10 protein-coding genes are annotated in these 13,273 nt (G+C 66.3%); 5 read left to right on the top strand and 5 right to left on the bottom strand.

Going from position 1 to position 13,273, the window contains the following annotated elements:
• Positions 1-205: 205 nt before the first annotated feature.
• From ACTWJ5_RS16470 to ACTWJ5_RS16455, 4 genes are all read right to left on the bottom strand, one after another.
• Entirely contained in the window at positions 206-541 is a 336-nt protein-coding gene (locus ACTWJ5_RS16470) for a histone-like nucleoid-structuring protein, MvaT/MvaU family (protein ID WP_074983873.1), read from the bottom strand.
• A gap of 134 nt (positions 542-675) precedes the next feature.
• Positions 676-1,692: a cytochrome d ubiquinol oxidase subunit II gene (gene cydB / locus ACTWJ5_RS16465; protein ID WP_444436080.1), complete on the bottom strand. Its 1,017-nt coding sequence runs from the start codon at positions 1,690-1,692 to the stop codon at positions 676-678.
• A gap of 12 nt (positions 1,693-1,704) precedes the next feature.
• On the bottom strand, positions 1,705-3,099 hold the full coding sequence (locus ACTWJ5_RS16460; protein WP_444436079.1) for a cytochrome ubiquinol oxidase subunit I: 1,395 nt from the start codon (positions 3,097-3,099) through the stop codon (positions 1,705-1,707).
• Positions 3,100-3,172: 73 nt separating this feature from the next.
• Positions 3,173-5,497 carry an FdhF/YdeP family oxidoreductase gene (locus ACTWJ5_RS16455; RefSeq protein ID WP_444436077.1) on the bottom strand — a complete coding sequence of 775 codons (2,325 nt, stop codon included), beginning with the start codon at positions 5,495-5,497 and terminating at the stop codon, positions 3,173-3,175.
• A gap of 551 nt (positions 5,498-6,048) precedes the next feature.
• Here ACTWJ5_RS16455 and moaA point away from each other — a divergent pair.
• Both moaA and ACTWJ5_RS16445 read left to right on the top strand, forming a co-directional pair.
• Complete coding sequence (gene moaA / locus ACTWJ5_RS16450) at positions 6,049-6,993, top strand: GTP 3',8-cyclase MoaA (RefSeq protein WP_256515365.1); 945 nt, start codon at positions 6,049-6,051, stop codon at positions 6,991-6,993.
• Between the two features lie 19 nt (positions 6,994-7,012).
• Positions 7,013-7,912 (top strand): bestrophin family protein, encoded by a 900-nt coding sequence (locus tag ACTWJ5_RS16445; protein ID WP_074983886.1) that lies wholly within the window; start codon positions 7,013-7,015, stop codon positions 7,910-7,912.
• Here the strand turns inward: ACTWJ5_RS16445 and ACTWJ5_RS16440 are convergent.
• On the bottom strand, positions 7,897-8,901 hold the full coding sequence (locus ACTWJ5_RS16440) for an AraC family transcriptional regulator (protein ID WP_043272840.1): 1,005 nt from the start codon (positions 8,899-8,901) through the stop codon (positions 7,897-7,899). The genes ACTWJ5_RS16445 and ACTWJ5_RS16440 overlap by 16 nt on opposite strands.
• A gap of 162 nt (positions 8,902-9,063) precedes the next feature.
• Here ACTWJ5_RS16440 and ACTWJ5_RS16435 point away from each other — a divergent pair, with 162 nt between their 5' ends.
• The 3 genes from ACTWJ5_RS16435 to ACTWJ5_RS16425 all read left to right on the top strand — a co-directional run bounded on the left by ACTWJ5_RS16435 (position 9,064) and on the right by ACTWJ5_RS16425 (position 13,170).
• Positions 9,064-10,122 carry a 2Fe-2S iron-sulfur cluster-binding protein gene (locus tag ACTWJ5_RS16435; RefSeq protein ID WP_249920079.1) on the top strand — a complete coding sequence of 353 codons (1,059 nt, stop codon included), beginning with the start codon at positions 9,064-9,066 and terminating at the stop codon, positions 10,120-10,122.
• A 27-nt stretch (positions 10,123-10,149) separates the two neighbouring features.
• The gene (locus ACTWJ5_RS16430; RefSeq protein ID WP_444436076.1) at positions 10,150-11,337 is read left to right on the top strand and encodes an alkane 1-monooxygenase; all 1,188 of its coding nucleotides are present in this window, start codon (positions 10,150-10,152) and stop codon (positions 11,335-11,337) included.
• Between the two features lie 471 nt (positions 11,338-11,808).
• Positions 11,809-13,170, top strand: a complete 1,362-nt coding sequence (locus ACTWJ5_RS16425; protein WP_301300544.1) for an OprD family porin — start codon at positions 11,809-11,811, stop codon at positions 13,168-13,170.
• The last annotated feature ends 103 nt before the right edge of the window (positions 13,171-13,273 follow it).

Below are 13,273 nucleotides of genomic sequence, written 5' to 3'. Positions count from 1 at the left end.
GACACCTCGGTGGCACGGACGGCGGCGTATAACCGCGAACGGTTATGCGCCCTACACATGTTCCCACCGAACCCACCTGTAGGAGCGGGCCCTGCCCGCGATTTCGCGCGCAGGGCGCGCTCCTGCATGGAGTAGCGTAGGTATGGGGCTGCGTGGCCCGCTCTTCGTAGGATGGGTTGAGCGAAGCGATACCCATCAATGCGAGCTAGCTGAGAATCCAGGACTCCACGACCTCCTCGCCATAGACGTCCTTCCAGCCCAGCAGCGTCTTGTGGTCGCGGTTGTTGGTCCGCACCGTCTCGCCGGTGTGCGGGTTGCGGTAGACCTTGCGGGCGCGGATCTTCTGGTATTTCGCGCCCTTGGCCTGGTCGCCGTTGGCGATCCAGTCGGCATCGGTCTCGAGGATTTCGATGACGTCCTCCAGGGTTTTGTCGTACTCGCCCATCAGCTCGCGGAGCGATTCCACGAACGCCTGGTTGTCGAGCTCGGCGTCGTTTTCCTGGGCGGCGTCGTCACGGACTGAATCTTTATCGTCTTTCATCGCAAGGCTCCGTTATCGGTATCTGTACGGGCCGGCACGGGCGGCCCGCTGGAATTCGGAAAAAAGCGTCCCCGCGCCGGGGGCGGCCGCGCTCGGGCGCGGCCACCGCCAGCTGTCGTGTGGCTCGTGGGGAGTTAGTGGTAGGCGTCTGCGGCGGTGACCTTGCCGCGGAACACGTGGTAGCTCCAGAAGGTGTACATGAGGATGATCGGGATGATGAACAGCGCGCCGATCAGGGCGAACAACTGGCTGGACGGCGGCGAGGCGGCCTGCCAGAGGTCGATGGCCGGCGGGACGATCTTCGGCCAGATGCTCACCGCCAGGGCGAGGTAGCCGAGGAACATCAGGGCCAGCACGCTGATGAACGGCAGGTGCGAATGGCGCTTGCGCAGGTTCGACTGGACCAGGCACATCGACGCCACCGCCAGCGCGGCGATCACCGCGAAGAGCACCCAGTGGCGCCCGGAGAACCACAGCTGGGCGATGTTCGGGTGCAGCCAGGCGGTCCAGGCGCAGATCACCACGATCACCGCCGCCAGCAGGTAGGTCAGCGGCCGGCTGTAGTGGCGCATGCGCGACTCCAGCATGCCCTCGGTCTTCACCAGCAGCCAGGTGCTGCCCAGCAGCGCGTAGGCCACCACCAGGCCCAGGCCGCAGAACAGCGGGAACGGCGACAGCCAGTCCAGCGGGCCGCCGGCGAACTGCCGGTCCACCACCGGGATGCCGTCGATGTAGGTGCCGATGGCCACGCCCTGGAAGAAGGTCGCCAGGAAGGAGCCGGCGATGAACGCCTTGTCCCAGATGTGGCGCTTCTGCGGCTTGGCCTTGAAGCGGAACTCGAAGGCCACGCCACGGAAGATCAGCCCGGCCAGCACCAGCACCAGCGGCAGGTACAGCGCCTCCAGGATCACCGAATAGGCCAGCGGGAAGGCGCCGTAGAGCGCGGCGGCGCCCAGCACGGCCCAGGTTTCGTTGCCGTCCCAGACCGGGGCGACGGTGTTCATCATCACGTCGCGTTCACTGGAGTCGGACACCAGCGGGAAGAGAATCCCCAGCCCCAGGTCGAAGCCGTCCATGATCACGTACATCATCAGCCCGAAGGCGATGATCACGCCCCAGATGACCGACAGGTCGATACCTTGAATACCCATGTTGCAACCTCCTCAGCCGGCAACCGACATAGGTCTGCGGATGCTGGAAGGCCCGGCGGGCTCGCTGTCCAGCGGATCGATCAGGTGCTGCTGGCCAGGCCCCTTGCGCACCAGGCGCATCATGTAGCCCAGGCCGACGGTGAACACCGAGAAGTAGATGACCACGAACAGCGCCAGGGTCAGGCTCATCTGCGCGACGTTGTGGTTGGAGACCGCCTGGCTGGTGCGCAGCATCCCGTAGACCACCCAGGGCTGGCGGCCCATCTCGGTGGTGAACCAGCCGGCCAGCAGCGCGATCAGCCCGGAGGGACCCATCACCAGCACCAGGCCCAGGAAGGCGCGGTTGCGGTACAGCGCGCCACCGCGGCGCAGCACCAGGGCGGCCAGGGCGCAGAGGATCATCAGCATCCCCAGCCCGGCCATCAGGCGGAAGCTCCAGAACACCACGGTGGAGTTGGGCCGGTCCTGCGGGGCGAAGCTCTTCAGCGCCGGGATCTGCTTGTCCAGGCTGTGGGTCAGGATCAGGCTGCCCAGGTACGGCACTTCCAGGCTGTAGCGGGTCCGCTCGGCCTGCATGTCCGGGATGCCGAAGAGGATCAGCGGCGTCGGCTCGCCCGGCTTGTTCTCCCAGTGTCCCTCGATGGCGGCGATCTTCGCCGGCTGGTGCTCCAGGGTGTTCAGGCCGTGGGCGTCGCCCACCAGCACCTGCAGCGGCGCCACGCCCAGGACCATCCACATGGCCATCGACAGCATGGTCCGCGTGGCCGGGTTGTCGCGCCCGCGCAGCAGGTGCCAGGCGGCCGAGGCGCCGACGAAGAAGGCGGTGGACAGGTAGGCGGCCAGCGCCATGTGCACCAGGCGGTAGGGGAAGGACGGGTTGAAGACGATCTTCAGCCAGTCCAGCGGCACCACGCGCCCATCGACGATGCCGATGCCCTGGGGCGTCTGCATCCAGCTGTTGGACGAGAGGATCCAGAACATCGAGATCATGGTGCCGATGGCCACCATCACCGTGGCGAAGAAGTGCAGGCGGCGCCCCACCCGGTCCCAGCCGAAGAGCATCACGCCGAGGAAGCCGGCTTCCAGGAAGAACGCCGTCAGCACCTCGTAGGTCAGCAGCGGCCCGGTGATGCTGCCGGCGTAGTCGGAGAAGCGCGCCCAGTTGGTGCCGAACTCGTAGGCCATGACTAGGCCGGAGACCACGCCCATGCCGAAGTTCACCGCGAATATCTTCGACCAGAACTTGTAGAGGTCCTTGTAGACCGCGTTGCCGGACTTCAGCCAGAGCCCTTCGAGCACGGCCAGGAAGCTGGCCAGGCCGATGGTGATGGCCGGGAAGATGATGTGGAAAGAGACCGTGAACGCGAACTGAATCCGCGCCAGGTCCAACGCCTGTAGGTTCAACATGGCGAAACCCTTATTGATCGCTCATTCATGAAATTCCGGCAGCCGTCCTCCGGCTGCCGCACGGGAGTCCGCCTCAGGCGACAGTCGAATGGATCCGATTGTCTTCCCGGGCCTTCTCCAGCCTGATCGCGATGAACTTGGAAGTTGGCGTGAAGGTGCGCTCGCCATAGCTTTCCAGCGGCACCAGCGGGTTGGTTTCCGGGTAGTAGGCCGCGGCCTGCCCGGCCGGCAGGTCGTAGGCCACCAGCTGGAAGCCGTGGACGCGGCGCTCGATGCCGTCTTCCCAGAGCGACACCAGGTCGACCTTCTCGCCCGGCTCGAAGCCCAGGCGGCGGATGTCCCGCTCGTTGGCGAAGACCACCTCGCGCAGGCCGAACACCCCGCGGTAGCGGTCGTCCAGGCCGTACAGGGTGGTGTTGTACTGGTCGTGGGAACGCAGCGTCTGGAGGATCAGGTCGGGCCGCTCGCCGCGGGCCAGCACCGCCTGGTTGACCAGCTCCAGCGGCAGTTCGCTGGGGGTGAAGCCGGCCTTGCCGCTGGCGGTCTTCCAGACCCGCTCGGCCGCGTCGTTGCCCAGGTGGAAGCCGCCGGGGTGCTGCAGCCGCGCGTTGAAGTCGGCGAAGCCGGGGATGACGTCGGCGATCAGGTCGCGGATGTGCCCGTAGTCGGCGATGGCCCAGTCCCAGTCGATCGGGCGGTTGCCCAGGGTGGCCTTGGCGATGCCGGCGATGATCGCCGGTTCCGAGCGCAGGTGCGGCGAGCGCGGCTTCAGCTGGCCGTGGGAGATGTGCACCATGCTGAAGGTGTCTTCCACGGTGACGCCCTGGGGCCCTTCGGCCTGCATGTCGACCTCGGTGCGGCCCAGGCACGGCAGGATCAGCGCATCGCGGCCGGTGACCAGGTGCGAGCGGTTGAGCTTGGTGGCGATGTGCACGGTCAGCTCGCAGTTGCGCAGCGCGGCGTGGGTGCGCGGGGTGTCCGGGGTGGCCTGGGCGAAGTTGCCGCCCAGGGCCAGGAACACCTTGGCGCGCCTGGCTTCCATGGCCTGGATGGCCAGCACGGCGTTGTCGCCGTGGCCACGCGGCGCCTTGAACCTGAAGCGTTTCTCCAGGGCATTCAGCAGCCAGGTCGGCGGCTTCTCGTCGATGCCCATGGTGCGGTCGCCCTGCACGTTGCTGTGGCCGCGCACCGGCGACAGGCCGGCGCCGGGCTTGCCGACGTTGCCGCGCAGCAGTTGCAGGTTGACCACCTCCTGGATGGTCGGCACCGAGTGGCGGTGCTGCGTCAGGCCCATGGCCCAGCACATGATCACGCGCTCGGCGCGGCGGTACATGCGCGCCGCCAGCTCGATCTCGGCCAGGCTCAGGCCGGACTGGCCGACGATGTGCTCCCAGGGGGTGGCGTCCACCGCCGCCAGGTAGTCGTCCAGGCCGCTGGTGTGCTCGCGGATGAAGGCGTGGTCGAACACCGGCGGCTCGCCGTTGGCCTGAGCCTCGCGCTCCCACTGCAGGAGGAACTTGGCCATGCCGCGGAACATCGCCATGTCGCCGCCCAGGGCCGGGCGGAAGTAGGCGGTGTTGGTCGGCTCCGAGCCGTTGCTGAGCATCTCGAAGGGGTGCTGCGGGTGCTGGAAACGCTCCAGGCCGCGTTCCTTCAGCGGGTTGATGCAGATCACCTGGGCGCCGCGGTGCACGGCCTCGCGCAGCGGTTCGAGCATGCGCGGGTGGTTGGTGCCGGGGTTCTGGCCGATGACGAAGATGGCGTCGGCCTTCTCCAGGTCGTCGAAGACCACGGTGCCCTTGCCCACCCCGAGGGTTTCCGCCATGCCCAGGCCGCTGGCCTCGTGGCACATGTTCGAGCAGTCGGGGAAGTTGTTGGTGCCGAAGGCGCGGACGAACAGCTGGTAGAGGAAGGCCGCCTCGTTGCTGGCCCGGCCGGAGGTGTAGAACTCCGCCTCGTCCGGCGACTTCAGCGCCTTCAGGTGCCGGGCGATCAGGGCGAAGGCCTCGTCCCAGGTGGTTTCCACGTAGTGGTCGGTGGCCGCGTCATAGCGCATGGGATGGGTCAGGCGGCCCTGGTATTCGAGCCAGTAGTCGCTCTGCCCGGCCAGCGCGCTGACGCTGTACTTGGCGAAGAAGTCGGGGTCGACGGAGCGCCCGGTGGATTCCCAGTTGACCGCCTTGGCGCCGTTCTCGCAGAACTTCACCAGGCCGTTCTCGGGCGACTCGCCCCAGGCGCAGCCGGGGCAGTCGAAGCCGCTGTTCTGGTTGGTCTTGAGCATCGCCCGCAGGTTCTTGACCGCGTTCTCGCTGCCCAGCCAGCTCTTGGTCACGCTCTTGAGCGCGCCCCAGCCGGCGGCCGGTCCGGTGTAGCTCCTTATATGTTCGTCTTGGCTCATTCAGGCATTCCTCGATTACACGCAGAGAATGAAAGTTCTCAGGCAGAAAAAGGCGACGCTAAGAGCACGCCAATATCGGAACGCTGAGCGAGCAACTTCCTTGCGCGAAACTTGCTGTTCGCAACACCGGGTGAGTTGTGTTCAGGTCCAAGTTCCAGGGCCTTTTTTTCGAACAATCGGCCTGAAAGCTGGAAAGACATTGGTTCGCCTTGTGACATCAGGCTATTGAGAAGCGGAGATTGCGTCCAATCGAAATAAATTAAACCCTGATCAGAACCGTCTATCAGCCCTGGAATGCCCGCAGTAGAAGGGCGGAATGGACAATTAAGGCGCTTGATAGACCACTCTTATCAACCGGTAATCAAAAGCAATTTGACGCCCCTGGGCGAACTGACTAGCCTCACCTCGAAGATCGCCAGAGCATTAATAAAAAGATGCCAACGCCTGCGTGCAAAGAGCAATGAACGATCACTTCGAGAGGCAACTCGGAATTGAATGACAATACTGGCGAACTCATCGACGGTTTCAATCGGAAGATCGATTACCTGCGCATGTCGGTGACCGACCGCTGCGACTTCCGCTGCGTGTACTGCATGGCCGAGAACATGCAGTTCCTGCCGCGCCAGCGCATCCTCACCCTCGACGAGCTGTACCGCGTGGCGGAGCGCTTCGTCGCCCTGGGCACGCGCAAGATCCGCCTCACCGGCGGCGAGCCCCTGGTGCGCCAGGGCATCGTCGAGCTGTGCGCGCGCATCGCCGCCCTGCCCGGCCTGCGCGAGCTGTGCATGACCAGCAACGGCTCGCAGCTCCAGCGCCTGGCGCAGCCGCTGCACGACGCCGGCCTGGCGCGGCTGAACATCAGTCTCGACAGCCTGGATGCGCAGCGCTTCAAGGCGCTCACCCGCACCGGCGACCTGCAGCAGGTGATCGCCGGCATCGACGCCGCGCGCCGCGCCGGTTTCCGCCACACCAAGCTCAACTGCGTGGTGCTCAAGGGCCGCAACGACCACGAGGTGGTCGACCTGGTGCGCTTCGCCATCGACCGCCAACTGGACATCTCCTTCATCGAGGAAATGCCCCTGGGCGTGATCAGCGAGCACCAGCGCGGCGAGTCCTACTGTTCCAGCGACGAGGTGCGCCAGCGCATCGGCGAGCGGTTCACCCTCATCGAATCCGCCGAATCCACCCAGGGCCCGTCGCGCTACTGCCGCCTGGCCGAGGCGCCGGAAATCCGCATCGGTTTCATCTCACCGCACAGCCACAACTTCTGCGGCAGCTGCAACCGCGTGCGCCTGACCGTCGAGGGCCGCCTGCTGCTGTGCCTGGGCAACGAGCATTCGGCCGACCTCAAGCAGGTGCTGCGCGCCCACCCCGGCGACGCCGAGCGGCTGGACAAGGCGATCCGCCAGGCCATGCGGCTCAAGCCCCAGCGCCACCATTTCGAGGTCGGCGGCGAAGTGCAGATCCTGCGCTTCATGAACATGACCGGCGGCTAGCCGCCCACCTGGAATCGCCATGATCGTCCAACCGCAACCCGACATGCTGCGCGTGCTGTTCACGCTCAAGGGCTCCATCGCCAAGCGCATCGCCTTCCGCAGCCTGATGGTCACCATCCTGGCGGCGCTGATCGTGCTGGTGGAGGAACACCACCCGGCGTTCTTCGCGCGGGTCAACGCCACGCCCTTCACCCTGCTGGGCCTGTCGCTGTCGATCTTCATGAGCTTCCGCAACAACGCCTGCTACGACCGCTGGTGGGAAGGCCGCAAGACCTGGGGCAAGGTGATCATCGACATGCGCTCGTTCATCCGCGAGAGCGTCGCCATCACCGACGCCGCCCTGCGCGAACGCCTGCTGCGCGCGCTCTGCGGCTACGCCCACGCGCTCAACGCGCGGCTGCGCAACGAGGACGAGCTGAAGGCCGCCCGCCCCTGGCTCGCCAGCGACACGCCGATCGCCGCGCACAACGTCACCGACGGCATCCTCCAGCACATCGGCAGCGTCTGCTCGCAGCTGGCCGAAGAAAAACGCATCAGCGAATGGCGCTACGTGACGCTGGAGCAGCGCCTGGCCGCCTTCACCGATGCCCAGGGCGTGTGCGAGCGGATCAAGGCGACGCCCATCCCCTTCCCCTACACCCTGCTGCTGCACCGCACCATCTACATCTTCTGCATCCTGCTGCCCTTCGCCATGGCCGAGCCGCTGGGCTGGATGGCGCCCATCTTCACCACCATCGTCAGCTACACCTTCTTCGGCCTGGACGCCATCAGCAACGAGCTGGAAGACCCCTTCGGCCGCGAAGAGAACGACCTGCCCACCGACGCCATGGTCCGCGTCATCGAGCGCGACATCCTCGGCGCCCTGGGCTGCAAGGACCTGCCGCCGCCCCTGCAGCCGGTGGACTACGTCCTCAGCTGAGCGCCGAGGCTGGCTCGGTACGCCGAGGGCGGCATGCCCTCCCAGCGCTTGAAGGCGCGGCGGAAGTTGGCCAGGTCGGTGTAGCCCAGGGTGTAGGCGATTTCCTCGATGCTCAGGTGGCCGGCCTTCAGGTGCTCGATGGCCAGGGTGCGGCGCACGTCCTCGAGGATCAGCTTGAATGACGTCCCCTCCGCCAGCAGGTGGCGGTGCAGGGTGCGCGGCGTCATGTGGAACAGGCGCGCGGTGACCTTCAGGCTGGGGAAGCCGTTGTGCTTCTCCAGCATGGCGCGCCGCACCCGGGCGCCCATGGAGGCGGTTTCGCCCAGCCGCTCCAGCTCCCGCCGGCATATGGCTTCGGCCTCGCGGAAGGCCGCGGGGTCGGCCAGCTTCAGCGGCTGGTCGATCACCGCCAGGTCCAGGCTGAAGCCGGCCCAGGGCTGCCCGTAGGCCACCGGGCAGCGGAACAGCTCCTCGGCCAGCGCGGCGTAGGGCTGCTCCGCGAACGGCAGCCTGACCTGGAGCAGCGGGCAACTGCCGAGGGTCATCGCCGCGAAGATGTTGCTGACCGCCAGCATCACTGCCTCCAGCACCGTGCGCTCGATGTCGCCCAGGGCATAGCCGGGCTGGAAGCGCACCTGTACCTGCCCTGCCCGCTCATCGCATTCGTAGCTCAGGCTGAACAGCGTGGTGCGCAGCGCCAGGTAGCGCTGCAGCAACTCCAGGGCCTGGCGCAGGGTGCCGCTCTGCATCGCCGCATAACCGAGGATGCCGTGGGTGTTGACCACCAGGCGCTCGCCGATCAGCAGCCCCAGCGCCGGTTCCGCCGTCAGCGCGATGGCGTCGCGCAGCAGTTGCTGGAACTGCGGGAAACCGAGCTGGAAGCCCGGCTCGTCGAGCTGGCGCTCGTCCAGGCCGCTGCGGGCGAACCAGGCCTGCGCGTCCTTCTGCATGGCCCGCAGCTGCTCGGCGATCTGTCGCAGGTAGGGCATTGGCAATACGAAGTCCGACAAGGGCTCGACCTCACAGGGTTCCGGGGGGCGCGAAGATGTCAACAAATGACCCCTGGAATGTCAATCGGGAACCTCTCCGCCGCCCGCCGCCGTCCCTAGCATTGAAGCGTCCCGACCCACAACGATTAGAACGGAGGACGCATGTTTGCCTTCCTGAACAGAAACCGTGCGGCAAACGCCTCGATCAACGGCGCCAGCATCCGTGTCGAGCCCGGCGAGACCCTGCTGCAAGCCGCCTTGCGCAGCGGCATCGACTTCCCCCACAGCTGCCGCGTCGGCGGTTGCGCCAGTTGCAAGTGCCGGCTGCTGCAGGGCAAGGTCAGGGAACTGACCGAGACCGGCTACATCCTCAGCGCCGAGGAACTCGACCAGGGCTACATCCTGGCCTGCCAGAGCGTGCCGCGCGGCGACGTGAGCATCGAGGTCGACAGCGCGCAGCAGGAGGCCCGCCAGGTCCGCGGCAAGGTAGTGGCGCAGGAGCGCCTCACCCACGACATCACCCGCCTGACCCTCCAGCTCGAAACGGGCCTGCCCTACCAGGCCGGGCAGTACGCCGAGCTCAGCCTCGACTGCCTGCCCAATCACGCCCGGAGCTTCTCCTTCGCCTCGCCTCCGCGGGCCGATGCCAAGGTCAGCTTCTTCATCCGCAAGGTGCCCGGCGGCCGGCTCACCACGCTGGTCGATAGCCACTCGCTGGTCGGCCAGGGCGCGAGCCTCAAGGGCCCGCTGGGCCAGTTCCACCTGCGCCCGGCCGACGCCCCGCTGCTGCTGGTGGCCGGCGGCAGCGGCCTGGCCCCGCTGCTGGCCATCCTCCAGGACGCGCTGGCCGGCAACGTGCGGCGCCCGGTCACCCTGCTGTTCGGCGCCCGGCAGGAGCACGACCTCTACGCCCTGGAGGAAATCCAGGCGCTCGCCCGGCAGTGGCCCGGGGCCTTTCACTTCGTCCCGGTGCTTTCCGAAGCGGACCGCCACGCCGCCTGGGAGGGCGCGCGGGGCCTGGTCAGCGAACAGATACCGGTGCTGCTGCAGGCCGGCAGCCACGCCTACCTGTGCGGGCCGCCGGGGATGATCGACAGCGCCAGCGCCCTGCTGCAACGGCATGGCGTGGCCCGCGAAAACATCCATGCCGACCGCTTCACGCTGCAACAGGCTCCCCATGCCGCCGCGGAAAGCGCAGCCACGCAACCCGCAAGCCTGTAACCCGAAGCCCAATAACAAGAGAGACAGATGCCCATGAACGCGCTGCACTACCTCAAGTACTTCCTGTTCCACGCCGTCGGCCTGTGCTCGGCCGCCGCCCTGCTCGCCGGCGGCCCCTGGATCGCCTACGGCCTGGCCGCCGTGCTGACGCTCTACGTGGTCGGCGACCTGGTCTGCGGCGACGACACCAGCACGCCCGAGTTCCATCACCCGGGCATCCTCACCTTCCAGCTGTGGCTGGCCCTGCCGCTGCTGTGCTTCATCGTCTTCGCGGCGCTCTGGGGCGTCAGCGACGGCGACTTCCTCGGCTTCGGCGCCGCCCTGGGCCAGGCGACGGGCTACGACCTGATCGTCGCCCGGGACGCCACCAACCTTGGCCAGCACATCTGCGCCTGGGTCCTCACCGGCCTGATGATCGGCACCATCGGCACCATCACCGCCCATGAGCTGACGCACCGCACCTGGGACCCGGTCTCCGTGCTCATCGGCCGCTGGCTGCTGGCGTTCAGCTTCGACACCACCTTCTCCATCGAGCACGTCTACGGCCACCACCGCTACGTCTCCACCACCGAGGACCCGGCCACCGCGCCGCGCGGGCGCAACGTCTACGCCCACGTGCTGATCTCGACCCTGCGCGGCAACCTCAGCGCCTGGCACATCGAGAAGCAGCGCCTGGCGCGCAAGGGCTACTGGCTGCTCGGCTGGCGCAACGCGGTGCTGCGCGGGCACGGCATGAGCCTGCTGCTGGTGGCCGCGGCCTACGCCATCGGCCAGTGGCCCGCCGCGCTGTTCTTCATCGCCTGCGCGCTGTGGGGCAAGGCCCTGCTGGAGATCGTCAACTACATGGAGCACTACGGCATGGTGCGCAACCCGGCCACCCCCGTGCAGCCGCGGCATTCCTGGAACACCAACAAGCGCATCAGCTCCTGGACCATGTTCAACCTGACCCGCCACTCCCACCACCACACCCAGGGCGAGGTGCCCTACCAGGACCTGAAGCCCTTCCCCGACGCGCCGATGATGGTCGGCGGCTACCTGACCACCATCATCGTCGCCATGCTCCCGCCGCTCTGGCACAAGTTGATGACGCCCAAGGTGCTGGCCTGGGACCGGGAATACGCGAGCGCCGAAGAACGCCAACTGGCCGCGACCGCCAACGCCCGCAGTGGTATTCCGGCGCTGATGAAATATTCGAACTATCCGTCCCCTTCCTGATGAGCGTTACCTGCAAGTTCGAATGTTTCGCCCGGGAATGAAAGAGAACATCCCAGAAAGATTCACCTGAAACTTCCACCGAGGGCCGGTTGACGCCGCAGCCCTCGGCGCCCGGGCATTCGCTGAACTGCATAGTTGGAACTTCCACTGGGTGCGGCGCTTTTCGAAAAACAATAAGCCGGTACTTGCCCAATCAGGAAAGTCCATATCTTGCAAGATCGATCCCGAGTATCCGCCAATGCACTTCGCCTTTCATTCTCCAGGAAAATCAAATATCGCTTGACACTTCCCTTGCAGTTTGGCGTCATAGCCAGCGCCTTACGTAGCAAGAAGAAGCGCCCTTGTTTTCTATCAACGCCATATTCATGGCGTTTTTTACAAGTATCGCTATATAAAAAAGTAAATAACGGAATAAAACACTTTCTGCTCGGAGTCAGGCGCGACACTCGAACCGTTATCAGGAGCATTCATATGAAGCGATCCACCCTCACCCTGGCGATCGCCGCGGGCGTCCTCGCCCAGCAGGCCAGCGCCGGCGGGTTCATCGAGGACAGCAAGGCCAGCCTCGGCCTGCGCAACTTCTACATCAACACCGACAACCGCAACGGCCCCGCCTCGCCCAGCAAGCAGGAAGAATGGGGCCAGGGCTTCATGCTCAACTATGCCTCCGGCTTCACCGAGGGCACCGTCGGCTTCGGCGTCGACGCCCTGGGCCTGCTCGGCCTGCGCCTGGACGGCGGCGGCCGGTCCGGCAAGAGCGGCATCGACCGCCAGCCCGGCACCATCTTCCCGCTGGAGAGCGACGGCAGCGCGGTGGACGAATTCAGCAGCCTGGGCCTGACCGCCAAGGCGAAAGTGTCGAAGACCGAGTTCCGCTACGGCACCCTGCAGCCCAAGCTGCCGGTGGTGGTCTACAACGACGCGCGCCTGCTGCCGATGACCTACGAGGGCGGCCAGGTCACCTCCAACGAGTTCAAGGACCTGACCCTGATCGGCGGCCAGCTGACCCACACCAAGGGCCGCAACTCCACCGACTGGCGCAGCATGTCCATCGCCGGCGCCAACGGCAGCAGCGCCAGCTCCCGCGACAGCAACAAGTTCTACTTCGCCGGCGGCGACTACAAGGCCACCAAGGACCTGACGCTGCAGTACTACTACGGCCAACTGACCGACTTCTACCAGCAGCACTTCCTCGGCCTGACGCACAACTGGGCGGTCGGCCCGGGCACCCTGAAGACCGACCTGCGGGTGTTCATCAGCGATTCCGACGGCAAGAACGGCAGCACCTCCGGGCGCGCCGACGGCTACGTCAGCAGCGGCTACTACGGCAGCGGCGTGACCAAGGGCGAGGTGGACAACAACGTCTACAGCGGCCTGCTCACCTACAGCCTCGCCGGCCACAGCATCGGCGCCGGCTACCAGGTGCTCACCGGCGACAGCGACTTCCCCTACCTGAACCGCGGCGACGGCGAAGGTACCAGCACCTACCTGCACACCGACGCCCAGCTGCTGAAGTTCAACCACGCCGGCGAGCGCACCTGGATCGGCCGCTACGCCTACGACTTCGCCAAGCTCGGCGTGCCGGGCCTGACCTTCAGCGTGCTCTACCTCAACGCCGACGACATCAGGACCGGCCGCGGCGACCAGGGCGAGTGGGAACGCGACATCGCGGTGGGCTACGTGGTCCCCGAGGGCACCTTCAAGGGCCTGGGCCTGGCCTGGAAGAACGCCACCATGCGCAGCGGCCTGCCGGTCAGCGGCTCGGGCACGGCGACGCAGCGGGATCAGGATGAGAACCGGTTGATCGTGAGTTATACGTTGCCGTTGTTCTAGGTCAGGTTGGGGGCTGTTGGAGTCAAGAGCCAAGAGCCCCTCTCCCTAACCCTCTCCCTGAAGGGAGAGGGGACCGTTCGGAGTGAGTGGATGTTTCGGCGTC

This window comes from Pseudomonas sp. A6 (genome assembly GCF_052367875.1).
GTDB lineage: Bacteria > Pseudomonadota > Gammaproteobacteria > Pseudomonadales > Pseudomonadaceae > Pseudomonas > Pseudomonas citronellolis.
The sequence above is the reverse complement of the archived record's forward strand: the minus strand, read 5'-3'. Positions and strand labels throughout refer to the sequence as shown.

What these genes read in the sequence shown, in the direction of transcription:
- ACTWJ5_RS16460 (WP_444436079.1), bottom strand. Translation starts at nt 3,099, where the DNA reads ATGTTGAACCTACAGGCGTTGGACCTGGCGCGGATTCAGTTCGCGTTC.
- ACTWJ5_RS16470 (WP_074983873.1), bottom strand. Translation starts at nt 541, where the DNA reads ATGAAAGACGATAAAGATTCAGTCCGTGACGACGCCGCCCAGGAAAAC.
- ACTWJ5_RS16440 (WP_043272840.1), bottom strand. Translation starts at nt 8,901, where the DNA reads ATGCCCTACCTGCGACAGATCGCCGAGCAGCTGCGGGCCATGCAGAAG.
- ACTWJ5_RS16425 (WP_301300544.1), top strand. Translation starts at nt 11,809, where the DNA reads ATGAAGCGATCCACCCTCACCCTGGCGATCGCCGCGGGCGTCCTCGCC.
- ACTWJ5_RS16435 (WP_249920079.1), top strand. Translation starts at nt 9,064, where the DNA reads ATGTTTGCCTTCCTGAACAGAAACCGTGCGGCAAACGCCTCGATCAAC.
- ACTWJ5_RS16445 (WP_074983886.1), top strand. Translation starts at nt 7,013, where the DNA reads ATGATCGTCCAACCGCAACCCGACATGCTGCGCGTGCTGTTCACGCTC.
- ACTWJ5_RS16455 (WP_444436077.1), bottom strand. Translation starts at nt 5,497, where the DNA reads ATGAGCCAAGACGAACATATAAGGAGCTACACCGGACCGGCCGCCGGC.
- moaA (WP_256515365.1), top strand. Translation starts at nt 6,049, where the DNA reads ATGTCGGTGACCGACCGCTGCGACTTCCGCTGCGTGTACTGCATGGCC.
- ACTWJ5_RS16430 (WP_444436076.1), top strand. Translation starts at nt 10,150, where the DNA reads ATGCCCATGAACGCGCTGCACTACCTCAAGTACTTCCTGTTCCACGCC.
- cydB (WP_444436080.1), bottom strand. Translation starts at nt 1,692, where the DNA reads ATGGGTATTCAAGGTATCGACCTGTCGGTCATCTGGGGCGTGATCATC.